The organism is Planctomycetota bacterium (genome assembly GCA_035574235.1).
Classification (GTDB): Bacteria; Planctomycetota; MHYJ01; order MHYJ01; family JACPRB01; genus DATLZA01.
On record DATLZA010000180.1, the window covers coordinates 1 to 22,688 of the forward strand.

At 68.6% G+C, this 22,688-nt stretch carries 16 protein-coding genes; 11 read left to right on the forward strand and 5 right to left on the reverse strand.

Annotated features, from left to right (window positions below):
* From VNO22_16900 to VNO22_16920, 5 genes are all read left to right on the forward strand, one after another.
* The coding region (locus VNO22_16900) for a hypothetical protein (protein ID HXG63053.1) at positions 1-1,535 on the forward strand (1,535 nt) is incomplete at its 5' end.
* A gap of 59 nt (positions 1,536-1,594) precedes the next feature.
* A complete protein-coding gene (locus VNO22_16905) occupies positions 1,595-2,788 on the forward strand; it encodes an SGNH/GDSL hydrolase family protein (protein HXG63054.1) in 1,194 nt (397 codons plus the stop codon).
* A gap of 16 nt (positions 2,789-2,804) precedes the next feature.
* Complete coding sequence (locus tag VNO22_16910; GenBank protein ID HXG63055.1) at positions 2,805-4,895, forward strand: hypothetical protein; 2,091 nt, start codon at positions 2,805-2,807, stop codon at positions 4,893-4,895.
* Between the two features lie 81 nt (positions 4,896-4,976).
* Positions 4,977-6,413: a hypothetical protein gene (locus VNO22_16915; GenBank protein HXG63056.1), complete on the forward strand. Its 1,437-nt coding sequence runs from the start codon at positions 4,977-4,979 to the stop codon at positions 6,411-6,413.
* Positions 6,371-7,312 (forward strand): aminopeptidase, encoded by a 942-nt coding sequence (locus VNO22_16920; protein ID HXG63057.1) that lies wholly within the window; start codon positions 6,371-6,373, stop codon positions 7,310-7,312. The genes VNO22_16915 and VNO22_16920 overlap by 43 nt, the downstream gene beginning before the upstream one ends.
* 6 nt (positions 7,313-7,318) lie before the next feature.
* Here VNO22_16920 and VNO22_16925 read toward each other — a convergent pair whose 3' ends face one another.
* On the reverse strand, positions 7,319-9,541 hold the full coding sequence (locus tag VNO22_16925; protein ID HXG63058.1) for an aconitate hydratase: 2,223 nt from the start codon (positions 9,539-9,541) through the stop codon (positions 7,319-7,321).
* Positions 9,542-9,663: 122 nt separating this feature from the next.
* On the opposite strand from VNO22_16925, the gene VNO22_16930 reads away from it, so the two are divergent.
* From VNO22_16930 to VNO22_16940, 3 genes are all read left to right on the forward strand, one after another.
* Positions 9,664-11,583 carry a hypothetical protein gene (locus VNO22_16930; GenBank protein HXG63059.1) on the forward strand — a complete coding sequence of 640 codons (1,920 nt, stop codon included), beginning with the start codon at positions 9,664-9,666 and terminating at the stop codon, positions 11,581-11,583.
* Positions 11,584-11,609: 26 nt separating this feature from the next.
* On the forward strand, positions 11,610-13,277 hold the full coding sequence (locus VNO22_16935) for a hypothetical protein (GenBank protein ID HXG63060.1): 1,668 nt from the start codon (positions 11,610-11,612) through the stop codon (positions 13,275-13,277).
* 109 nt (positions 13,278-13,386) lie between these two features.
* Entirely contained in the window at positions 13,387-15,171 is a 1,785-nt protein-coding gene (locus VNO22_16940) for a PVC-type heme-binding CxxCH protein (GenBank protein ID HXG63061.1), read from the forward strand.
* Positions 15,172-15,327: 156 nt separating this feature from the next.
* Here VNO22_16940 and VNO22_16945 read toward each other — a convergent pair whose 3' ends face one another.
* The gene (locus VNO22_16945; GenBank protein ID HXG63062.1) at positions 15,328-18,309 is read right to left on the reverse strand and encodes a PVC-type heme-binding CxxCH protein; all 2,982 of its coding nucleotides are present in this window, start codon (positions 18,307-18,309) and stop codon (positions 15,328-15,330) included.
* Between the two features lie 154 nt (positions 18,310-18,463).
* Between VNO22_16945 and VNO22_16950 the strand changes: the two genes are divergently transcribed.
* The 3 genes from VNO22_16950 to sixA all read left to right on the forward strand — a co-directional run bounded on the left by VNO22_16950 (position 18,464) and on the right by sixA (position 21,134).
* Positions 18,464-19,426 carry a hypothetical protein gene (locus tag VNO22_16950; protein ID HXG63063.1) on the forward strand — a complete coding sequence of 321 codons (963 nt, stop codon included), beginning with the start codon at positions 18,464-18,466 and terminating at the stop codon, positions 19,424-19,426.
* A gap of 42 nt (positions 19,427-19,468) precedes the next feature.
* Positions 19,469-20,560: a MamK family actin-like protein gene (mamK, locus tag VNO22_16955; GenBank protein HXG63064.1), complete on the forward strand. Its 1,092-nt coding sequence runs from the start codon at positions 19,469-19,471 to the stop codon at positions 20,558-20,560.
* 64 nt (positions 20,561-20,624) lie between these two features.
* The gene (sixA, locus tag VNO22_16960) at positions 20,625-21,134 is read left to right on the forward strand and encodes a phosphohistidine phosphatase SixA (protein HXG63065.1); all 510 of its coding nucleotides are present in this window, start codon (positions 20,625-20,627) and stop codon (positions 21,132-21,134) included.
* On the opposite strand, the gene VNO22_16965 is transcribed toward sixA, so the two are convergent.
* The 3 genes from VNO22_16965 to VNO22_16975 all read right to left on the reverse strand — a co-directional run.
* Positions 21,040-21,792: a uracil-DNA glycosylase gene (locus VNO22_16965; protein HXG63066.1), complete on the reverse strand. Its 753-nt coding sequence runs from the start codon at positions 21,790-21,792 to the stop codon at positions 21,040-21,042. The two genes, sixA and VNO22_16965, sit on opposite strands and share 95 nt — an antisense overlap.
* Positions 21,789-22,133, reverse strand: a complete 345-nt coding sequence (locus VNO22_16970; protein HXG63067.1) for a hypothetical protein — start codon at positions 22,131-22,133, stop codon at positions 21,789-21,791. Before VNO22_16970 ends, VNO22_16965 begins: the two co-directional genes overlap by 4 nt.
* 18 nt (positions 22,134-22,151) lie before the next feature.
* Positions 22,152-22,688: cysteine peptidase family C39 domain-containing protein (locus tag VNO22_16975; protein ID HXG63068.1), on the reverse strand; the 537-nt coding region annotated here is incomplete at its 5' end.

The following is a 22,688-nucleotide window of genomic DNA, read 5'->3' on the forward strand; positions in this document are numbered from 1 at the left end:
CCGGATCGACCGAAGGCATGCGCCGCCTGCTCCCGGAACTCGAAGCCGCCTACCGGGACGTCGCCGGCCTGGCCGAAGCGGAGTACCTCCTGGGCCGCATGCACCGCGCGCTCATGGAGGACGCGCGGGCCCTCGAGCTGCAGGAACGAGCGCTTTCGATCGACCCGGCGTTCGGCCCCGCTCTTTATGAGCGCGCTGTGCTCCTTTCCAAGAAGTACGCGATGGAACGCCAGCGCATCGCCGAGCCGGGGACCGGAGATCCCGAAGATATCGCTCCGACGCTGCGTGCGGTGCGGGAGAGGATCCTTCGCGACTGCGAGGCTCTTGAACGCCTTTCCGGGACGGTGGGGGAGGCGCGCACCCTGGCGGCGCGAGGAATCCTGGCCTTCGCCCGCGACCGGGCCCGGGAGGCCGAGCCCCTCCTGCGAAAGGCCGTGGCGCTCGATCCGCTTCTCGAAGAGGCATGGGAAACCCTCGGACTGGCCTCCGGCTCGGAGGAGGTGTTCGCCCGGGCTCTCGCCTTCGATCGCGGCTACGCGCCCCACTGGGGCGGACGCGCGCGCCTGCGCCTCGAACGGGCCCTTCGCGCCATGTCCCGCGGAGAGGACTCCGAAGAAGCGCTCCTGGGCGCCGAAGCCGATTTTTCGGAAGCCCTTCGCCTTCTGCCGGAGAATTACGATCTCCGGCGCCAGCGGGCGATCACCCGCATGACGCGCGGCTCCTTCGTCGCGGGCCGCGGCGAAGACCCGCTTCCGTTCCTGTCCGTCGCCGAGGAGGACCTGAACCGCGCGCTCGAAACGAAGCCGGATTACGAGCCCGCCTGGGCGCGCCGCGGGGCCCTGCGGACAACGCGCGGCCTGTACCTCGCCGACCGCGGAGAGGATCCCCGGGCGGATTTCGACGCCGCCGCCCGGGACCTTTCGGAGGCCTTGCGCCTTCGTCCGGCCTCGTCCGAAGCGCTTCAATGGTCGGCCTACCTCCGGCTCCAGCGCGGGATCTTCCGCGAAGGACGGGGAGAAGACCCCCTCGGCGATTACGACGCGGCTTACCGGACGATCGCCGAGGCGCTTCGCCGCTATCCCGGTTACGTCGTCGGATGGAAGACGCGCGGCGAAGTGTCGCTGCGGCGGGGCCTGCGGCACCGCGCGCGGGGCCAGGATCCCTCCGCCGATTTCGACGCGTCGGAGTCGGACTTCCGCCGCGCGCTGGACCTCGACCCGGGCTATGCCGTCGCCTGGCTTCAGCGGGGGTTCCTGAAGCTGCAGCGCGCCCTGCACGACATCGACCGGGGAAGCGACCCCCTGCCGTCCTTCGCCCAGGCGGAAGACCACTGCTCGGAGGCGATCCGCCTGAACCCCCGAGATTCCGGAGCGTGGGCCCACCGGGCCCAGGTCCGCTTCGAGCGGGCCCGGTTCGGCGGCGATCCCGCGTCGTACGCCTCCGCCGCCGCGGACGCTCAAGAAGCCCTCCGTCTCAATCCGGCCCTGGAGCGCCGCCTCGCGCCCCTCCTCCGGGGGATCCCCTCCCCGCGCTGATCGATTTTTCTAAACGCTCCCGCCGAAACGCCGAACAAGGGGGAAGGAGGTCGGCAACGATGACTTTTTTGACCTGGACGGCGATCCTCTGGGCGGCGACCGGTCCGCTCCCGGCTCAGAACGACAAGGCGCAGGCAAACTCCTACGACGACGCGTGGGAGTCCGCCTGGGTGTCCCATTGCCGCTCCGTGTATCGGACGGACGGGAAAACCGCGGGGTTCGTCCTTCAGGTGGGCGATTCGATCACCCACTCGAACCCGTACTCTCAATGGCCCCGCTATGGGGCCGGGCGGACCGCCGAGGATCTGGCGATCGTTTCCTGGTGCCGGGCGGACGTCCCGTTCTCCTCCACCCAGAACGACACGTCCAACAAGAACGGCTGGTACCTGACGGCCGCCGACACCTCCGGCTGGCGCGGCATGACCTCGGCGGGCGGTCTTCGGACCGATGAATTCCTGACCGGCAGCGGAAACGGGGCGACGCCGATGCCCGCCACCACCGACCCCGCCACGGCCCGCGCCTACGTCGCCGACGGAACAACCTACATTGCCGATCTGAACGCCGCGACCGTCGCCGCCGCCTTCCTGGACGCCCAGTTCGCCGTCCTGATGCTAGGCACGAACGATGCCGGAGGCGGACGGGCGGCCGCGGACTACCTCCGCGACCTGACCTCGATCGTCGATATCTTCGAAGGACGCAACATCGTCGTGATTCTGAGCACCCTGCCTCCGCGCCAGGGCGCCGAGACGCTGATCGACGCGTACAACGCGCAGATCCGCGATCTCGCCCGAACGCGCGGCCTTCCGCTCATCGACTACTATGCGGAGATCCTCGCGCGGCGGCCCGGCACCTCGTGGCAGGGAACCCTCATCTCCTCCGACGGGATCCACCCGAACGCGACCGGATCCGCCAATGATCCCTACACGCCCGGAGGGGATCCCTCGGTCCACAGAACGGGCGACAACGCGATGAACGACGGTTACCTCCTGCGAAGCTGGCTCACGATTCAGAAGCTTAAGGAAGTCAAAAGCTACGTCGCCGACGGCAACGATCCCCCCTCGCCGCCGCCGGAACCCGAGCCCGAACCGTCGCCGTCCCCGGGGCCCGGCCCGGGAAGGACTCTCGGGGACGATAACGACAGCAACGACGCTCCCTGCGGCTGCGGATCCGTCCGCGCGGGACTTCCGGGAGCCGTCTGGATCGGCGGGCTTCTGCTGGGCATTCTTCTGGCCTGCGCCGGCCGGCGGGCCTGACCGGAAGGCTTGTCTCATGCGACAGGTGATGATGACGGGACTTCTGGCCGCGGCGCTGGGCTCGGCCTGCGCCGACCGCGCCGTCCGTCCCGCCGCCGACCCCGGTGTCCTTTTCGCCGACGACTTTTCGAGGTTTCCGCAAGGACTCCTCTCACGCCCGCTGGGGCAACTCAACCCGGCCGTCCAGGAATACCACTATCTCGCCCACCGCGGCGTGCCTCTGGAGCCTTGGTCGATGCCGATCGTCTACCTCGACGCCTGGGCGGCCGGTGACGAGGACGGACGGACGTATCTGGAGATGCACCTGGGTCCGGAGAGCCCCTACATGGCTCCGAAGCTCTTCAGCCCGCTGTTCATCACGGGGGACCCCTCCTGGCGCGACGTCACGCTGGAAGCGTCCGTAAGGCCCCTCTCCAGGGATGGCCTCGCCGGGATCGCCTTCCGTTACCGCACGAACCGCCACCACTACGTCTTCGGTCTCGAGGGGGGCAACCGCGCGCGCCTGGCGATGCGCCGGCCGATCGAGAGGGCCTTCCGGGTCGCCGACTGGAAGGAACTGGCCGCGACCGACTTTCCGTACGAGACGACGCGATATTACCGCCTCCGCGTCGAAAACGACGGTCCGCGGATCCGCTGCTTCGTGGATGGTGCGCTCGTCCTTTCCGCGGAGGACGACGAGATTCCCTCGGGCAAGGCGGGGCTCACGGCGGGCGCGCCGGCCCGCTTCCGCGACTTCCGCGCTTCGGCGGCCGATCCGGCCGCCCTCCGCGCCCTTCAGGAGGCACGCCTCCGCGAGGAACGCGCCCTCCAGGAGGAGAATCCTCGGCCCCGCCTCTGGCGGAAGTTCGAAACGCCGGAGTTCGGTTGCGGCCGCAACGTGCGCTTCGGCGATCTCGACGGCGACGGGCGGCCGGAAATGGTCTTCGCCCAGGTCGTCTCCAAGGTGGACACCGGGAACTTCGTGGAAGCCTCGTGCGTCACGGCGGTGACCCTCGAGGGCCGCGTGCTCTGGGAGATCGGGCGGCCCAACCCGCGCAATACGCTTCTGACGAGCGACACTCCCTTTCAGGTGCATGACATCGACGGGGACGGACGCTCGGAGGTTTTTCTTGTCCGGGACTTCAAACTCCAGATTGTGGAGGGCGCCACGGGTCGCGTGAGGCGATGGGCCTGGCTGCCGGCCGTCCCCGAGGAGTACCGCCAGAAGAAGTATGAGATCAAGGAGCGTCCACACGAGCTCAATACCGGCGATTCGATCTGCTTTTTCGACCTGTCCGGCAAGGGGCGACGGACGGAGATCCTCGTCAAGGACCGGTACCGGTACTTCTGGGTGTATGACGCGGACCTCCGGCCCCTCTGGACCGGACAGGGCCAGCTCGGCCATTATCCGTATCCCTTCGATGCGGACCGCGACGGGCGCGAGGAGGTCTACATCGGATATGCGGCCTGGTCCCCGGACGGGAAACTTCTCTGGTCTCGGGATGCCGACCTCCGGGACCACCAGGACGCCGTCGCCGTAGGGAACTTCTCGGGCGATCCCGGCGCCGGGCCGCGCGCCTATTACGCGGGCAGCGACGAGGGATTTCTGGTTCTCGACCTCAAGGGCAACGTCCTCACGCATCAGCGCATCGGCCACGCCCAGAACATGACGGTGGCGAAACTCCGTCCGGACCTTCCGGGGCTTCAGATCGCGACGATCAATTTCTGGAAGAATCCGGGAATCCTCACCGTCTTCGACGCGGACGGCCGCATCCTCGAACAGGGGGAGCCGCACCATCACGGTAGCATGATTCTTCCGGTCAACTGGAGGGGCGACGGACAGGAGTTCCTGCTCCTGTCCGGCAACGTTCGAGAGGGCGGGATGCTGGACGGCCGGCTCCGCCGCGCCGTGGTCTTCCCGGAGGACGGCCATCCGGACCTTGCGGCGGCGGTGCTGGACGTGACGGGCGACGCACGCGACGAGGTGATCCTTTGGGATCCGTCCCGCGTATGGGTCTACACGCAGGACCGCCCCCCTCCCGGCGGAAAGCTCTACGCCCCGATCCGCAACGCGACCTCCAACGACTCGAACTACCGCGCCCACGTGTCTCTGCCGGCCTGGAAGTAGGCGGCTGGACCGACGCTTCTTGCCCCGGCGGCGTCTCATGGGGTAGGATGCTTCGGGAATGCTTTTCCGCGGGGGTCGGGTATGAGACACGGGACGGCGCTCCTCGCACTCCTGGCCGCGGCGGCTCCTGCGTCGGCTCAGGACGTCGTCCGGCTGCGGAGCGGCAAGGTACTCTCCGGCACCGTGCAGATCGACGAGGCCGATAAGGACGGCTTCCGCCTCGTCCGGTGGGACACCGGAGGCACGATCTACGTGCGCTGGAGCCAGCTTCCGGAACCGGAGAAGAATCGTCTTCTCGGACGCTCCGCCCCCGACGCCTCGGCTCCCCAGCTCGAGCTTCTCGACGGGGTTCGAATCCTGACCGCCACGCGGGAGGAGGTCGGAATCCTCGTCCGGGAAGACGCGCAGACGATCCTCGTCAAGACCCGGAACGGCCGCACCCCGGTGCCGATCCCCACGTCGGCGCTGCTTAAGCCTTACGAAAAGATCAAGATCCGTGAGTCCGACGCCTACGGCCCGGAGGAGATGGTTGAGCGCCGTCTGGCGCGGGCCGGCGACGCGGACGCCGCGGCGCTCTTGGAGATCGCCCGCTTCGCCACCGGCCTGCGTCTCTACGACAAGGCTCGCGAGCTCTACCAGAAGGCCGCCGGGATCGATCCCGCTCGAAAGGACGAAATCGACGCCCTCCTGGCGGCGAATGAACGCCTCGTCAAGGAGGACAAGGCCGCCGCCCTCGTGCGCCAGGTCAAGGAACTCCTCGAGGATACCGAGTACGCCAAGGCCCTGGAACTGGCGCGGCGCCTGCCCGCCGAGTTCGGCGACACCGAGATCGCGCGGCAGAACAAGGACCTCGCGGCCCAGATCGAGAAGGAGGCCAAGGACTTCGAGCTGAAGAAAGCCGAACTCCTCGCCCAGAAGGTCCCCGAGGCCTACAAAGCCAAGCGTTCGGCGCTCCTGTCCGAATACGCCGGCTCCCGATACAAGCTCTCCCAGGCGCGCTCGCTCGTGGCCAAGCTCGACGACGAAGTCGTCAAGTACCTGGCCGCCAAATTCAAGTCCACCCCCGAGGAGGTGCAGGCGGCCTGGGCCAAGCGCGAACCCAAGTCCCGGACCGTTTCGTTCGGGGAAGGATCCTGGATCGTGCGCGGCGGGCAGGACGGAGGCCTCGACACGGACGCCAAATTCACGCCCCGGGATACGTCCCGCTCCGGAGGCAACGACGGCGACGGAAACAACCGGCGCCGTCCGACGACCCCGCCCCGACCCGTCGATTTGGGCAAGAAGTTGCCGACCAGCGAAGAGTGGTGGGCCTCCGCCTCGCAGGGCGAACGCAAGAGCTGGCTCGAAGCCGAATACGCCAAGACCTCCTCGGCCGTCCGCAAGGAGATCCGGACCCGCAAATGCGGTACCTGCAATGGGGAAGGGGTCCTCAAGAGCACCCGCATGGGCGTGGCTTGCGAGGTGAAATGCGCCCGATGCCACGGCGCCAAGGAAGACGAAATCGTGCAGTACTGGTAGCCGCCCTCGTTGGGGCGCCGCTGGTCTCGGGCTGCTACCTCGCCCGGCAGGCCGAAGGACAGATCCGGCTCCTCTTCGATCTGCGACCCGTGGAGGAGGTCCGGTCCGATCCGGCCCTGCTGCCCGAGGAGCGCCGGTCCCTCGAGCTCGTCGCCGACGTCAAGGCGTTCGGAGAACGGGAGATGGGACTGGCCCGCACCGCCGCGTACACGACCTTCTTCGACACCCGCGGCCGGCCCGTCAGCTGGATCGTCTCCGCGTGCCCTCCGGATCGCTTCGCGCCGGTGACCTGGTGGTTCCCGATCGTCGGAAGCGTCCCGTACAAGGGCTTCTTCCGCCGCGAAGACGCTCTCGAGGAGGCCGCCGCCCTCCTGGAGCGCGGCTACGACGTCTCCCTGTCCCCCGTCGCCGCGTACTCCACGCTGGGCTACCTGCCCGACCCCGTCCTTTCTCCGATGCTCGACGATCCCCCCGAGGAGCTCGCGGCCCTCATCCTGCACGAGCTGACGCACGCCACGCTCTACCGCGCGGGGGAGACGGACTTCAACGAGGGGCTGGCGACGTTCGTGGGCCGCCAAGGGGCGATCGACTACACCCGCGCCCGGTTCGGGGAGGCGTCCGCGCCGCACGAGCGCGCCCTCCGGGCGCTCGAGGAGGAGCGCCGCCGCGCCGCGCGCGCGGACGAGGCCTTCCGGCGCCTTCGGGAGCTCTACGCGTCCGACGCGCCGCGCGACCGCAAGCTCGCGCTCCGGGACCGGGTCGCGGGTTTCCGGGTCAACAACGCGCGGATCCTGATGGCGCGGCGGTACGGGCGCCTCGACACGTTCGAGGAGCTCTGGCGGCGGGCCGGAGGAGACTGGACGCGCTTTTTCGCGCTGGCCCGCGGCGACGCCTCCTGAGGCCCGCTATCCTTTGTAGCGCTGCTTGAGCAGGTTGAGCGCGGATCCCGCCTTGAACCACTCGATCTGCTCCGCCGTCAGCGAGTGCCTCAGGCGCAGCCGCTCCGACGAACCGTCGGCGTGATGGAGCACCGCTTCGACATCCTTGCCCGGCGCCAGATCCCTCAGTCCCAGAATGCTGATGCGATCGTCCTTCCGGACCCGCTCGTAGTCCGCCGGGTCCGCGAAGGTCAGGGGCAGGACGCCCTGCTTCTTGAGGTTCGTCTCGTGAATGCGCGCGAAGCTCCGGACGATGATCGCGGCCGCGCCCAGGTACCGGGGAGACATGGCGGCGTGCTCCCGGCTGGAGCCCTCGCCGTAATTCCAGTCTCCGACGACGACCCACCGCTTTCCCTGCGCCTTGTACTCGCGGGCCCGGCGCGGGACGTCCTCGCCGGCCCGCCGGCCCGTGAAGGCGTCGATGGCGTCCGTAAACATGTTGTCGCTGATCCGGTCCAGATGGCCCCGGTACGCCAGCCACTTCCCGGCGGGTGAGATATGGTCCGTCGTGCACTTGCCGGCGACCTTGAGAAGCAAGGGACACTCCACGAAGTCCCGCCCGTCCCAGGGCTCGAAAGGCTTGAGAAGCTGAAGACGCGGGCTCTTGGGATCGATCTGAATCTCCACCGACGAGCCGTCGTCGGCCGGAGGCACGTAGCCTTCCGTCCCGGCGGCGAACCCCTGGGGCGGAACCTCGGGCGCCGGCGCGGGCGGCCGCAGCGTCCCGTCCCCCGGAAGGGAATCCGCCACGGGATTGAAATCCAGCCGCCCCGCCAGGGCGTAGGCCGTTACGAGCTCCGGGCTGGCGATGAACGAAAGCGTGTTCGGATTTCCGTCATTGCGACCGGGAAAGTTCCGGTTGAACGAATTGACGATGACGTTGGTTTCCCCGGGACGCACGTCGTCGCGCTTCCACTGTCCAATGCACGGGCCGCACGCGTTGGCCAGCACGCGCGCCCCCACGGCCTCCAGCTCCTCGAGAAATCCTTCCCGGCGGATCGTGGCGTAGATCCGGTCCGAGCCCGGCGTGACATAGAACGGCACCTGCGCCTTCAAGCCCCGGGCCCGGGCCTGCCGCGCCACGTCCACGACCCGGACGATGTCCTCATAAGAGGAGTTCGTGCAGCTTCCGATCAGCGCCGCCGAAATCTTCTCGGGAAACTTCTCCCGGCCGGCTTCCTCCTTAAGGCGCGAGACGGGACGCGCCCGATCGGGCGAGTGAGGCCCCGTCACGTACGGCTCCAGGGTCGAAAGATCCAGCTCGAGGAGGCGATCATAGTGCTTCTCGGCTCCTTCGTCCGGACGCAAAAGGTCGGCATTGGCGTCCGCGAGCGCCGCCAGCTCCGCCCGGCCCGTCGCGCGCAGGTAGATCGCCATGCGTTCGTCGTAAGGGAAGATCGATGTCGTCGCTCCGTGCTCGGCCCCCATGTTGCAGATCGTGGCCTTTCCGGTGGCGCTGATCGAGGCGCAGCCCGGCCCGAAGTATTCCACGATGTGGTCGGTCCCGCCCTTGACGGTCAGCTGCTGGCAGACCCAGAGGATCACATCCTTCGGGGCCGTCCATCCCTGCAGGCGCCCCGTGAGGCGGACGCCGATGAGTTTGGGATGTTTCACTTCCCAGGGGAGCCCCGCCAGGGCGTCCACGGCGTCGGCGCCGCCCACGCCCACGGCGATCATCCCGAGCCCGCCCGCGTTCGGCGTGTGCGAGTCGGTGCCGATCATCAGCCCGCCCGGGAACGCGTAGTTTTCGAAGACCACCTGGTGAATGATGCCCGATCCCGGCTTCCAGAAGCCGATGCCGTACTTGCGGCACGCGGAGGAGAGAAAATCGTAGACCTCGCGGTTGACCGAATACGCGGTCTCCGTGTCGGGGCGCGCCCCCTGGTAGGCCTGGATCAGGTGGTCGCAGTGGACGGTCGCGGGCACGGCGACCTTGGGGATCTGCGCCTGGGCGAACTGGAGGATCGCCATCTGGGCCGTCGCGTCCTGCATCGCCACGCGGTCCACGCGAAGCTGCAGGATCGCCTTCCCGGGCGCCAGCTCCTGGCCGGCGGGGTCCCAGAGATGCCCGAAGAGGATCTTTTCGGAAAGCGTCAGAGGCCTGTTGAGCCGCCGGCGGAGAACGGCGAGCGCCTCCCGGGTGCGCTCGTAGATCCGCCGGACGCCGGCGGGATCGGTTTCGATTTTCATGGAGGGGGATTCTACCCGATCCGCGCCCGCGGCGCCAGTTCCGGCCGGCCCGGGACGCCATCAATTTTTCTTCGTATACTATAATAGCGAGCGATCCGAGATACCTCTCGCGGGGAGCGGGCATGCACAATCCGTATCGCCGGCGGCGCCGGCGGCGGCTCGTTTACAGCGACAGCTACCTGGCCGGTCCGTGGTCCCTGATCCTCACCCTCGGCCTTCTTGCCGCCGGGGGATACGGGATCATGTGGGGCATCGGAAAATTCCAGGAAAACCTTCATCGTTCTTCCGCCGAAGAGAACGCCGCCTCCGCGCCTTCTTCACGCAAGGCTTCGCCGCGCGCCCCCGCCGCGACCGGTCCCGCGACCGGTCCCGCGACCGCGGGCCCTCCGTCCGCGGAGCTGATCCTCGAGCTGAATCTCGCCGTCGCGTCGCGGGAGCTGGCGCGCCTCCGGGGGGACGCGCTCCGTGCCGACCGCCAGGATCGGCGCTCCCTCGAGCTCCTCGCCCGCCTGCGTGCGGGCGAGCCTTCCGACCCCGCGGTCGAATACCTCGAACCTTCGGATGAAATCGTCGCGGTGGACGGCGTGGAACTGCGCTCGATGCCGCCCGAAGTGGCGGCGCACCTTCTGGAGCGCACGCTGGTGGGCTCGGGGCCGGACCCTCTGGTGCGCTTCCGTGTGCTCCGGCAGGGCAGCCCCCGAGAGCTGACCGTTCGACTGCCGTACGGGGCCCTGCCCGATCTGCCCGGTTCGGCCGAACGGCTGCCCATCCCCAACGACCTCGCGCGCGAGGTGCAAAAGGAGATCCTTTCGCTTCCGGAGCCCGAGCTGGGGCCCCAGGAGCGCCGGCAGATCCAGGAAATCCTGGGGCGCGGCGAAGCCACCCGGGAGGAGATGACGTTTCTGACGCGACGTCTCGTCCGCGCCGCAGGATCCCAGCTCGACCGCGAGGCGGAACGCGAGGACTTCCGCCGAAAGCGGGATGCCCTCGAGAAGATGCTGGCCTCCGCGCCCGTCCCGGATGTCGTCGCCACCCGCGACGGACGTCGCGTGGCCGGCACGCTGTCGGAGGAAACCGCGTCCAACATCTCGATCCAGACGCCCTACGCCAAGGTCACCATTCCGCGGGACGAAACGGCGCATCTCTATACGGCCTCGAGCCTCCAGGAGGAGTTCCGCCGCCGGTTCGAAGGCTCGCGGGAGAATCTCGACGCCCTGGCGCAGCTCCTCACCTGGTGCCGCGACTGGCACCTTCCGGTGCATCGCGAGTACGTGGCCTTCCATATGCTCGGCATGGATCCCGAGCACCGTCTGGCTCGCCTGGCCGCGGGCTACTATCAGATCGCCGGCGGCTGGATCCCGGGTCCGTCGATCGTCGCGGGCACGCGGCCGCCGGTTCCTCCGCCCGCACGGACGCGATCGGAGCTCCGCCCCGAGCTTGAGGCCCTCGGATTCGTTCTCCGCAAGGACCGTTGGTATTCGCGCGCCCCTTGGTCTTTGACGTTCGACTCGCTGCACCGGCCTTCCCCGGACGTCCGCATCACGCCGGCTGGAGCGGCCGTAGTCGCCTGGCACGAGGAGGATACCCCTTTGGCGCGCCTCGTGAACCCCACCGGCAAGCCGCCCGACGGCTCCCCTCCGAGATTGCGCTTTCTGGCCCCCACGGGCGCTTCCGGCGCCGCCTCGATTGCGGTCGAGTGCCCCGGCGAGATTTTCGAATGTCGTATCAAGGCCGTCGGGACCGTCGTCCAAAAGGGGAAGGGGACCGTCGAAGTGGTCGTCGTCCCCGAAGGCGGAACGTCGCACCGGCTTTATATGCTCGATCAGGGTTCCCACGAATCCTTCGTCGACGCGACCGCCGCGCTTCAAGGAGCGCGCCGGTTCACGGTCACCGGCCGCATGAGCACGACCCTGGACGGCTACCGCACGTACGCCCGGTTTCTGACTTCACTGCCGGATTCCCGCGAGGTGTTCGCGGTGCGGGCGACGGTTCTGCGTCCGGAGCCCGACGTGGACCGCACGTGGCTCAACACCCGACCGTGATGGGTCGTATCAAGAGAGGACATCGAATGCTTCGCGCGCTGACCGCCCTGGGGCTTCTGCTGGCGATGGCCGCACCGGCTTCCGCGGACGGCCTCATCCTTAAGGACGGCCGTAAGATCATCGGCCGGGTCGTCGAGAAGCCCGACGGCTTCGAGGTCTCCGTCGAGGGTCAGTCGCTCGCTTTCGCCAAAGACGATGTGCGCCAATGGGTCAAGTCGCCCAAGGATATCCTGGGAGACGCCGACCGGCTCTTTTCCGAGGCCAAGCAGATTTATCTCGAAGCCGTCGAAATGCAGGACGCCCGCGCGGCCGACGCCCGGTTCCGGGAAGCGCTTCCGAAAGTCACGCGGGCCCGGGAAGCGTACGCCGAAGCGCGCGAGTTCTTCCCCGACGGTTATTCCGAGCTGGACACGCAGCTTGTCAACATCATGAAGCTCATGCGCCTCGTGCGCGAGCGGATCGGCTCCGAGATCGCCTCGGGCGCCCCCGCCGTGAAACCCAAGCCGGCTCCGCCGCCGCGCCCGGCGGTGAAACCCGCCCCGGCCGCTCCTGTGGCCCCTGAACCCGAGCGTCCCGCCGGCGCCGTTCCCGCGTGGGCCGAGGCGATGGCCGTCCTGGCGGATCCCGCCCAGCGATCCGATCCGGCCCGCCGGGCGCTCGCCCGCGCGGCGTTCCAGGGAGTGCCGCCCGCCTCGCCCGCCGCGGACCTGGCCGTGGCCGCCGCCGTGTTCCTGGAACGAGAAGAAAAGGACTGGTCGCTCGCTCCCGAGGCCGCGGCCGCCCTGCAGGAGTTTTTAGGAGCGCTGAAATCCGAGGACGTCGCCGCCGGCAAGATCTCCCCGGCCGTGCTGAAATCGGTCGCGGACCGCCTGCGCGCGGAGACGGCGCCCGTTCCCCTCGCCCTTTTCTTCGGCGCAACCGCAAGCACTCTCGTCGCCGCCCACGGCGGCCGACCGCCGGCCGAGCTGGAAGCCTGCTTCAAGGACCTGCACTTCGAGAAATCGGAGTTCGGACCGATGTGGGGACGGCCGGAAAACCTCGCCATGGACGACTTCCGGAAGTGGACCGCCTCCGCCGAATACGACCTGGCCATCGTCCAGTTCCAGAAAGACTACCGGAGCCTGCCGTCCTTCCCGGTGCGCTACGCGCTCGGCCTTCTGTACGTCTTCCAGGCGCTTGCGGACGGCCGCACGTACGGCCGGGCGGCCTCATATCTGGAACAGCAGGCCCGGCAGGCGCCGACCCCCGCCGCCCGCGATCATCTTCTGACGCTGGCGCGGTCGATTCGGACCGCCGCCCCCTGCCCGGCGTGCGGGGGATCGGATCGCGTGAACTGTTCCACATGCAAGGGACGCGGGCGTCTCAACCTCGAATGCGTCAAGTGCGGCGGCTCGGGCAAAATCAACAGCTTCAACGGCGTGGTGGTCTGTCCGGGCTGCCAGGGCAAAGGACGGTTCAACAACGTGGACTGCCCCCGCTGCAAGGCCTCGGGGAAGGTGGACTGCAAGGCCCGCGGCTGCTCCGGGGAAATGCGTCCTCCGACCTTCGAGAGTTTCGCCGAGGCCTATGCGTGCCCCACCTGCCGGGGAAAGGGAATCCTCTTCCGTCACGTGGCCTGCCCATGTCCGGACTGCTCCGGGATCGGCCTGATCCTCCAGCCCAAAGCCGACCCGACGAAGCTCCTCCGGCCCTAGCGACCCGCCCGCGGCGGTAAAATATCTCAAGAGATTTGCGCCCCTTCTCAGTGCGGGCGCGCCTTCCGTCCGATATGGAGAGAGAGGGAAACCGACCCGAGGAGGTGTCATGCACGCCTGGCTGGGATGCATCGTCGCCGCCGTCGGAGGGCTCACCGGCGCCCTCCAGCAACCCCCCAAGGACGCCACGGTCCCGCCCGAGGAGGCGGCCCGCCGCATGTCCGTCCCGGAAGGATTCAAAGTCACGCTCTTCGCCGGAGAGCCCCACGTTCGCCAGCCCAACGCGTTCGCCATCGACGACCGCGGCCGCCTCTGGGTGGCCGAAAACTATTCGTATACGGGGCCGAACGGACCCTGGAAACCGTCCGGACGCGACACGATCCTCATCTTCGAGGATACCGACGGCGATGGCCGCTTCGACCGTCGCAAGGTCTTCACGGACACCTTAAGCTTTGTCAGCGGCTTGGAGCTCGGATTCGGAGGCGTCTGGGTGGGGTCCCCGCCCAACCTGCTGTTTATTCCCGATCGGGACGGGGACGACCGTCCGGACGGGCCTCCCCAGGTGCTGCTGGACGGATGGGGCTATCAGGATCAGCACGAGACCCTCAACAGCTTCATCTGGGGTCCCGACGGCTGGCTTTACGGGTGCCAGGGCGTCTTCACCCATTCGCGCGTGGGCAAACCCGGCGCCCCGGACTCCGAACGTGCGCCCCTCAACGCCGCCATCTGGCGTTTCCACCCGACCCGCCACGTCTTCGAGGTCTTCGCGGAAGGCACGAGCAATCCGTGGGGCCTGGACTTCGATGACTACGGACAGGCCTTCATCGAAGCGTGCGTCATCCCGCACCTCTGGTATGTGATTCAGGGCGGTCGATACCATCGCCAGGCCGGCAAGCACTTTAACCCGCACACGTACGACGACCTCAAGACGATCGCGGACCATAAGCACGAGGGGATCCAGGGTCGGAAGGGCGGCCATGCCCACGGCGGCGCGCGCTTCGTCCTCAACGACCGTTTTCCCCCCGAGTGGCGGGGCCGCTTTCTCATCGGCACGATCCACCATCACGGGATCTACTGGGACGCCCTGGAGCGCCGCGGTTCGGGATTCGTGGGCCGCCACGGCGGCGACTTCCTCATGGCCAACGACCCCTACTATCTCGGGTTCAACTTCGAGTTCGGCCCCGACGGGGCGCTCTACGTCATCGACTGGTACGATCCGCGCGCCTGTCACGGACAAACCCCCGAACACGTGGAAACCGGACGGATCTACCGGATCTCGTACGGAAACGCCCCCGCCGACCCGGTGAATCTCGCCCGGCTCCCCTCGGCGGACCTCGTGCGCCTGCAGCTTCATCCCAACGACTGGCACGTGCGCCACGCGCGCCGGATCCTTCAGGAGCGCGGCCCGGACGCGGAAGTCCACAAGGCCCTGCTCGCGATTCTCCGCGATCATCCCGAAGTCCCTCGGAAGCTTCGCGCCCTCTGGGCGCTTCACGCGACGGGTGGAACGACGGAGGCGCTCCTGCTGGAGCTCCTCGGACATGAACACGAATACGTGCGCGGCTGGGCGATCCAGCTTCTGGCCGAGGGCAAGCGGCCCTCCGAGGAGGCGCGCCGGCGGTTCGCGGCGTTGGCGCGGGAGGACGCCTCCGCCGCGGTGCGCCTCTACCTCGCGGCCGCCCTTCAGCGGATGCCCGGCCCCGAGCGCTGGGAGATCCTCGAGGCCCTGGCGGGCCGAGCCGAGGACGCGCAGGACCACAACCTGCCGCTCCTTCTCTGGTATGCGGCGGAGCCTCTCGTGCCGCAGGAGCCCGCCCGGGCGGCCAGCCTGGCCGCCCGCTCCAAGATTCCGCGCCTCCGCGAGTTCATCACGCGGCGCCTTGCCTCCAAGTAGGCCGTAGCCTGTCGGGGCGGGAATCGGAAGGAGGGAGCGGGTATGCTCGCGCTCGCCTTCGGCCTGTCGGCCTGCGCCGCAGCCGTCCAGGACGGTCCGCGTTCGAGGGACCTTGTGCGCCGGCGGGCGGAGGAGTGGGCCCGGTAGGGAAGACCCTCACCGTCCCGTGCGACGGCTCAGAAGGAACGCCACGAGGTCATAGAACTCCGGCTCGGGAATCGTCTCGCCGAAGTTGGAAGGCATCGGCGAAAGGGACGAGAGCGCCCGCTGCTCGATCTCCCGCAGGGGAATCCGCGACTCCTTCTCGGCGGATTCCTGGAGGATGAGAACCTCTCCCTCCTCGCGGCGCACCAAGCCCGAAAGAACCCGTCCGTCCCGCGTCTTCACAAGCGTCGCCCGGAACGCCTGATCCACGTTCCGGTTCGGGTCGAGCACATCCTCCAGCACTCGTTCGAGGCCCCGGTTGCCGATCCCGTCCAGTTCGGGCCCGATCTTGGCCCCCTGGCCGCCGATCATGTGGCAGCCCGCGCAATGCCGGGCGAAGGACTGCGCTCCCCGCGCGGAGTCGCCCGGCGCGCGGAGATATCCCTTGCGCCGGGCCTCAAGGAGCGCCCCCAGCCGCTCGTCCTCCGGGGGAAGGGAAGCGGTAAGCTTCGCGCGCCGCGATTCGAGGTCCTGCGCCTTGAGCGCCCGAAAGCGCGCCTCCACCGATTTCTCCAGAAGAAGGCGGGGCGACGCCTTCCCTTGCTCGGCCGCCGCCAGAAGCGCTTCCGCCCCCTCGCGATTTGCGGCCAGGGCGCCCGCGATGGCGGCGGCGATTCCCTGGGGCGCCGTGGAGAGCGCGCGCACCAGCGCGTCGCGCGCCCCCGGCCGCCCCGTCGCGCCCAGGGCCGCGGCCGCCCGCCGGCGCAGATCCAGCCCCGCCGCCGAGTCCTTGAGAAGCCCCTCCAGGGAAGGGACAGATCCCTCGGGATCAATCGCGGCCAGCGCTTCCGCCGCCGCGCCCCGAACGTCCGGCGCGCGCGAGGCGTCCGTCGCGACGGCGGCCACGTCTCCCCGAAGCGCTTCGAGACGAAGCTCGCGGGCCAGCGTCAGAGCCTCCCCGGCGGCCCGCGCCTCCGATCCCGTGAGCGCCTTCCGAAGAACGTCCGCGGCCCAGGCCCGTTCCGCGTCCCCCAGAGCGCGCCCCCGCTCCTGGAACCCTCGGTGGAGCGCCCGCACCGCCGCCACGGACCCCGCCCGTTCCCGCGCCAGCGCCACAAGCGACGGGACGTCCTCTTCCGGCGCATAGCGGGCCGCGTGATGGAGGAGCTCATCGGACACCGTTCCGTGAGCGCGCAGAAGCGTCAGGAGCGCGCGGCCGGATTCGGGCGTCCGCACTCCGAGAAGCGCCGCCGATACGCGCCGCGCCCGAGCCGGCGAGTCCGTTCCCCGGGCGCTCGCCCAGGCCAGGACCTTCGGGTCCCGAAGATGGTTCCGCACGGACATCTTGACGACATGCGCAAGGAAGGGATCCGCGTCCGACGTTTCTTCCCAGAGCGCCAGGAGAGGATCGAGGTTCGCTTCTTCCGGGTGCAGGCCGAGCGCCTCCGCCGCGGCCCGCCGGACGAAGGGGTCCGCATCCCGGAGCATCCTTCGCGCGACCTCTCCTTCGAAGGTCCAGCGTCCGCGCTCGCCGATCGCGCGGGCCAGGTGGACGCGAACCGCGCGGTCGGGGTCCGCCGACAGGCGCGCGACCCGCTCTTCCGACAGCGCTCCCACGCGCTCCAGAACCCAGAGTCCGTGGGCCCGAAGCCAGGGGGAGGAGCCGTCCGCCGACATCCGCGCCCAGAGAGGCTCGGCGATCGCGGGCCCGAGTCCGACCAGCCGCTCGGTGGCCTGGACGCGCAGTACGAGGTTCTCGTCGGCGAGGAACCCGAAAAGGGTTTCCCGCGACGCGCGGGAGAGGTCCGGCGCGGGCCGGAGCGGCCCGCCGTTCGGCCCTTCGTAGATGACGCGCCAGATTCGGCCGCGCGTCTTGTCGCGTCCCGGATGGTCCAGGGGCACTTCGTAGTGGCCGATGATGCGGTTGTAAAAGTCCGCGATATAGAGCGCCCCGTCGGGGCCGAGTTTGAGATCCACCGGCCGGAACCACGGATCCTCGCACGTCAGGAAGTCCGGCTGTTCGAGGGCGCGCGCGCCGGATCCCTTCCACTCCAGCCGGTCGTGGTTGATCCGGTGCGTCACGACGTTGCCCAGGAAGATCGTATCGCGGTAGGGGGGAGGGAAGTGGGAGGCGGCGTAGTAGACGATCCCGGCGATGGCGGAGGAGCCGTGGTCGTGGCTCATGAGAGCCGGGCCCAGGCCCAGGCCGTCATGCGTTCCTTCGAAGGTCGGATAGCAGGCGCCGCGCAGAAGGAGATACGCGGGCCGGCTGTGGCAGTCCGCGGAGTAAAGGTTTCCCAGCGGATCGAAGCACAACCCGAACGGGTTCACCTGTCCGTGGGTGTAGGCCTCCACGCGCGAGCCGTCGGGGCGCAGACGGTACGTGTTCCCGGAGCGCATCGTGATTGCGTGTCCGTCGCGGCCCCGAACGATGGAAGTGTTGGCGAATCCGTGGCAGGCGTAGATCCAGCCGTCCACCCAGGGGGTGAACGCGTTCGTCATTCCATGGGTGTCCTTGTAGCCGAACTCACCGTAGAGCGGCTCGCGCTCCTCGTAGCGCCCGTCCCCGTCGCGGTCCCGACAGATCCAGATCTTCGGGATGCTGTGAACGAGAAGCGCGTCCGCGCGGGGCAGAAGTCCGATGGGAATGTTCAGCCCTTCGACGACGCGGGAGACCTTCCGCGCCCGGCCGTCGGGACCGAAGTCCTCGAGGCGCTTGACGACGTCGCGACCGGGGGAACCGGGGGCGGCGGGGAAGGGGTACTCGACGGACTGGGTCACGTAGAGCCGGCCCTGATCGTCGAAGGCGAGGTTCATGGGCTTGATCACGTCCGGTTCCGCGGCGACCAGTTGGATGCGAAACCCCGCCGGCAGGCGGAAGCGGCGGAGCTGCTCCTCGGGGCTTAAAGGATCGGTCCGGGCGACATGACCGTCCTGGGCGGACGCGGGCACGGCCGCCCAGACGGCGGCCACGGCGAGAACGAGTTTCCGCATGGCGGGCGCCTCCTACGGTAAGATATGCCGTCGGCGTCGAATCGGGTGCCGAAATCCGGCGTGACGCCCGGGGGGCGTTCGGCTCTTTCTCTTGAACGCTGCCCGCAGGGCCGCTATGATGATCGTCTTGCGAGGGTAAGGGGACTCGGGGATTATGGCTGACCCGACCGACGACAAGCCCGCCGCCCCCCCGCCTCCGGGCGAGGAGCCGTCGCCGGATGGCCCCCGCAGCGCCCGGATCATCGATGTTCAGGGCATGATCCGCCAGGCGTCCACCCGCGTCCGCGTGGACCAGCTCGTCCGGCAGGGCAAAAAGTACATCTCGATGCTCTCCCGGGAGCGCATCGACGAACTCATCAATCAGGCCGTCAAGACGATCGTCGACAAGTACCGCGCGCTGGCGGCCGGCGTCTCCAACGTTCCCGTCGCCCAGCTCCAGGCCGAGTCGAAGCAGGAATTCAACGAGCTGCTCGAGCAGTACAAGGAAACCTCGCGGGCCCGCACTGAACTTGAGGCCTCCAAGGAAGCCCTGGATGCCGAACTCGGGGAGCTGCGCCGCGAGCTGGAGCGCCAGAAGGCCGCCGCCGAAGGCCGGCTCTCCGAGGAGCTCGAGAAGGCCCTGATCGTCGGCTTCAAGGAGTTCGAGCGGGAGCTCGACCGGATCGTCTCGAAGGTCTTCGAGAAGCGACGCCTGATCCTGCAGGAGACCGAATCGCCGGAGGCGGTGGCGGAGCTGCGCCAGGTGGAAGAGGTGCTGAGGAAAATCATCGCGCGCCTCGTGGCCGCCGAAAGGGAGCGTTTCCAGGTCGCCGGCGGCCGGGACAAGGAGATCGCGCTTCTCGAGAAGCGCATCGAAAAGCTCTACGCGCAGATCGGCGCGCTCGAGAACGCCCTCCGCACGATCACCTCGTCGAAGCTCTACTCCAACCAGCAGATTCAGAACCTGCTGAGAAGTCTCGGCCTGGCGCAGGACGACAAGTACTTCGAGAAGAAGAAGGAGATGCTCAAGATCGTCCTTCAGGCCAACAAGGAGCTTCGCCAGAAGGCGCGCGAGCTGGAGGAGAAGGGAATCAGCCTGGCCAACCCCGCCGGAACCGTGGACGGATCCGCCGCCTGATGCTACGCTTCGTGAGAACCGAACCCACTTAGGAGAGCCGCTATGCCCCTTGAGGAAGCCAAGGTAGCCGAGCCCGCCGGGCGTACGACGAAGGAGGGCGTCCTCTACATCGGAATGGACCTGGGCTGCTACAAGACGTCGATCGCGGCGACCAACGGGACGCGCGAGGTCGTCTATTCGATCGTGGGCTGGCCCAAGGACCCCGTCAGCCGCAAGATGCTCGGGAAGGACGTCGTCTTCGGCAACGAGGCGTTTCAGCACCGGCTGGCCCTGGATACGGTCCGTCCCTTCGAGAAGGGGGCGCTCAAGTACGTGGACAACGACGCGGCGGGCATTCCCAAGGAGAAGCTCGAGAAGTACAAACAAGCCGCCCGTGAACTCGTCAAGCACGTGGTTTCCCTGGCGCGGCCGCCCAAGGGGACGCTCGTCTACGGCGTCATCGGCGCGCCCGCCCGCGCGTCGATCCTTAACAAGCAGGCTCTCATGGACGCCTGCAAGGGCGTTTTCGAAGCGGTCATGATCGTGTCCGAGCCTTTCGCCGTGGCGTACGGGATGAACATGCTGGAGGACGCGCTCGTCGTGGACATCGGGGCGGGGACGACGGACCTCTGCCGGATGCACGGCGCCATCCCCACCGAAGAGGACCAGATTACGAGCTCCAAGGCCGGAGACTACATCGACGAGGTGGCGTACAACCTGATCAAGCAGGCGCATCCGGACGCGCAGTTCACGATCAACATGGTGCGGGACGCCAAGGAGCGCTACAGCTTCGTGCACGACGTGAATGATCGGGCCGTCGTGACGTGGCCGAACAAGGACGGCAAGCCGACGCCCTACGACATCACCAAGGAGCTCAAGGAGGCGTGCCGTTCGATCGTCCCGGATATCGTGCAGGGCCTTCGGAAGCTCGTTTCCACCTATGACGCGGAATTCCAGAAGCGGATGCTCCAGAACGTGATCCTGGCCGGCGGCGGCAGCCAGCTGCGGGGTCTCGACCGGCTCATCGAGGAGGAGCTCCAGCAGTACGGCGGGGGACGCGTCACGAAGGTGCACGAGCCCGTCTTCGCCGGGGCCAACGGCGCCCTGAAGCTCGCCGCGGACATGCCCGAAGAGTATTGGAAGGAGCTGAAGTAACGCGGTTCGTCTTCCAAAAGCCCCGCGCTCGTCCCGGCGGGGCTTTCTTTTTCGCGGGAGCGCGATGAAGGTGGTCTATCTGATCCGCCACGCCACGGCGGAGGACCCCGCGGGGAAGGAGGACGCCGCCCGGCGACTGATCGAGCGCGGCCGGGAGGAAGCCCGGACCGCCGGGCGCGCCCTGCGGGCCCTCGGCGCGCGCGTGGCGATCGTCCTCTCCAGTCCGCTCGCCCGGGCGCGCGAGACGGCGGAGCTTCTGGCGGCGGAGCTTTCCCCGCCGGCGCCGGTGGAACTGCACGAACGCCTGGCCTGCGGCGCGGCGCCGGAGGCGTTCCGTGACGTCCTCGCCACCGCCCCCGGCGGGGAAGTGGCGGTCGTGGGCCATCAGCCGGATCTTGGACGCTTCGTCGCCGATCTCCTGAGCCTCGGACCGGAGGCGCACGTGCCGTTCCGGCCCTCGAGCGTTTACGCGCTCGAATTCAATCCCGCGGGAGGCGGCTCGAAGCTTCTCTGGCGCCGACACCCGGACGAGCTGGCGGCCGCGGCCCGGAACGGAGCGCCTCCCGGTCCGTAAGCCTCCGAGCCCGCCGAAAGATCGCATGCCACAGGGCCCGCGTGAGCAGCCCCGTTTGCGTGTTCTGCCGGCTCGGATGGTAGGAGTCCAGAAGAATACGTCCGTCCGGAAGGCTATGCTCGGCGCCGTGTCCGAAAGGAGCCTCGCGCGGACGCAGGCCGGCGATGCGCAGGACGGCTTCGTGGGCGATGCGGCCGAGCGCCAGAATGACGCGGGCGGGGCGGAAGAAGTGGAGCTCCTCGGCGAGATAGGGACGGCAGGCGGAAAGCTCCGCGGGCAGCGGCCGGTTGCCCGGCGGAGCGCAACGCGCGGCGGCCGTGATGTAGACGCCCTGCAGGCGCAGGCCGTCGCCGGGCGCGCGAGATACGGGCCGGGAGGCCCATCCATATCGATGGAGCGCCCCATAGAGCCAGGCGCCGCTGGAGTCGAAGGTGAACATGCGGGCCGTCCGCCCGGCGCCGTGAAGGCCCGGGGCGAGTCCCACGACCACGAGGCGGGCGCGGGGATCGCCCCAGCCGGGCACGGGCCGGCAGACATGGTCAGGCCACCGCTCGCGGGCCCGGTCCAGGTACGCGGCGAGCCGGGGACATTTCCGACAGTTCCAGATGCGCCGGGCCAGCCGGGCGAGCGTCGGGTGGGCCGGAGGGTCGTAGGTCATCGCGCCCCGGCGGGGGCGGCGGCCGCCGCGGGCACTTTCGAAGGGACGGCCTTGCCGTGATGATGCGGGTGATCGTGATGATGGTGCTCCACGATGAACCAGACCGCCACCGCGATCGCCGCCAGAATGCACAACGTCACCGCGACGGCGACGCCGTGATGGCCCCCGCGGAATGCGGCGGCCTCCGAGGACGCCGCTTCGCGCCGGGCATATTCTTGCTCTTCGGCGGTATTCCAGCGCGCCGCTTCCTGCGACGAGGAAGCATCCAGCGGGCGGGGAAGCGCGGCCGCCAGGATCGCCGCGATGAGGAAGCTGACGAAGGATCTGCATGCCGTGCTCATGAGGATGACGTCCCTCCCTTACGGGCTTACGACGATCACCAAGCGCCGCGCGGGCGCCGGATCCCATTCGTCCATAAACCCGCAGTATGTATTCTGACGCCACCCTCGAGCGGGATCAAGCGTTGCGATAAGTCCCTGTCCTGGATGGAGAGCGGCGACCACTTCATAGTGCGTCAGTCCGCCCGTGACGTGCGGCTTGACCAAGCCCACGATCACGGGCCGCCCGGCCGTCACTTCGCGCTCGAGATCCTCGAATCCCGCTTCGGAGAAGACATAGGCCCGAAGTCCCTGTCGCCGCGCCGTGTCCCGCAAGGCCCCCGCCGTCAGCGCCTCGCCTGGAGCGCCGCCCGCGGAGGCGATCTCCGGCACGGAAAGAGGCCGTCCCCAGTAGGCCAGCACCATGGCCAGGGCCGCCGCGCCGCAGTCGGCGTGTCCCTCCTGGCGAATCAATGGGATGTGGCGCACGGCACGCCATCCGGGATCCCGGTCAAGCTCGGTCGGGTCGAAGTCTCGCGCCGAGCCGAGGTATCCCGAGCAGGCGCAAAGCAGCGCGAG

Coding starts and splice junctions, on each gene's coding strand:
- VNO22_16930 (HXG63059.1), top strand. CDS start 9,664: ATGCACAATCCGTATCGCCGGCGGCGCCGGCGGCGGCTCGTTTACAGC.
- VNO22_16920 (HXG63057.1), top strand. CDS start 6,371: ATGCCACGGCGCCAAGGAAGACGAAATCGTGCAGTACTGGTAGCCGCC.
- VNO22_16935 (HXG63060.1), top strand. CDS start 11,610: ATGCTTCGCGCGCTGACCGCCCTGGGGCTTCTGCTGGCGATGGCCGCA.
- VNO22_16970 (HXG63067.1), bottom strand. CDS start 22,133: ATGAGCACGGCATGCAGATCCTTCGTCAGCTTCCTCATCGCGGCGATC.
- VNO22_16945 (HXG63062.1), bottom strand. CDS start 18,309: ATGCGGAAACTCGTTCTCGCCGTGGCCGCCGTCTGGGCGGCCGTGCCC.
- VNO22_16965 (HXG63066.1), bottom strand. CDS start 21,792: ATGACCTACGACCCTCCGGCCCACCCGACGCTCGCCCGGCTGGCCCGG.
- VNO22_16950 (HXG63063.1), top strand. CDS start 18,464: ATGGCTGACCCGACCGACGACAAGCCCGCCGCCCCCCCGCCTCCGGGC.
- VNO22_16905 (HXG63054.1), top strand. CDS start 1,595: ATGACTTTTTTGACCTGGACGGCGATCCTCTGGGCGGCGACCGGTCCG.
- sixA (HXG63065.1), top strand. CDS start 20,625: ATGAAGGTGGTCTATCTGATCCGCCACGCCACGGCGGAGGACCCCGCG.
- VNO22_16915 (HXG63056.1), top strand. CDS start 4,977: ATGAGACACGGGACGGCGCTCCTCGCACTCCTGGCCGCGGCGGCTCCT.
- VNO22_16925 (HXG63058.1), bottom strand. CDS start 9,541: ATGAAAATCGAAACCGATCCCGCCGGCGTCCGGCGGATCTACGAGCGC.
- VNO22_16910 (HXG63055.1), top strand. CDS start 2,805: ATGCGACAGGTGATGATGACGGGACTTCTGGCCGCGGCGCTGGGCTCG.
- VNO22_16940 (HXG63061.1), top strand. CDS start 13,387: ATGCACGCCTGGCTGGGATGCATCGTCGCCGCCGTCGGAGGGCTCACC.
- mamK (HXG63064.1), top strand. CDS start 19,469: ATGCCCCTTGAGGAAGCCAAGGTAGCCGAGCCCGCCGGGCGTACGACG.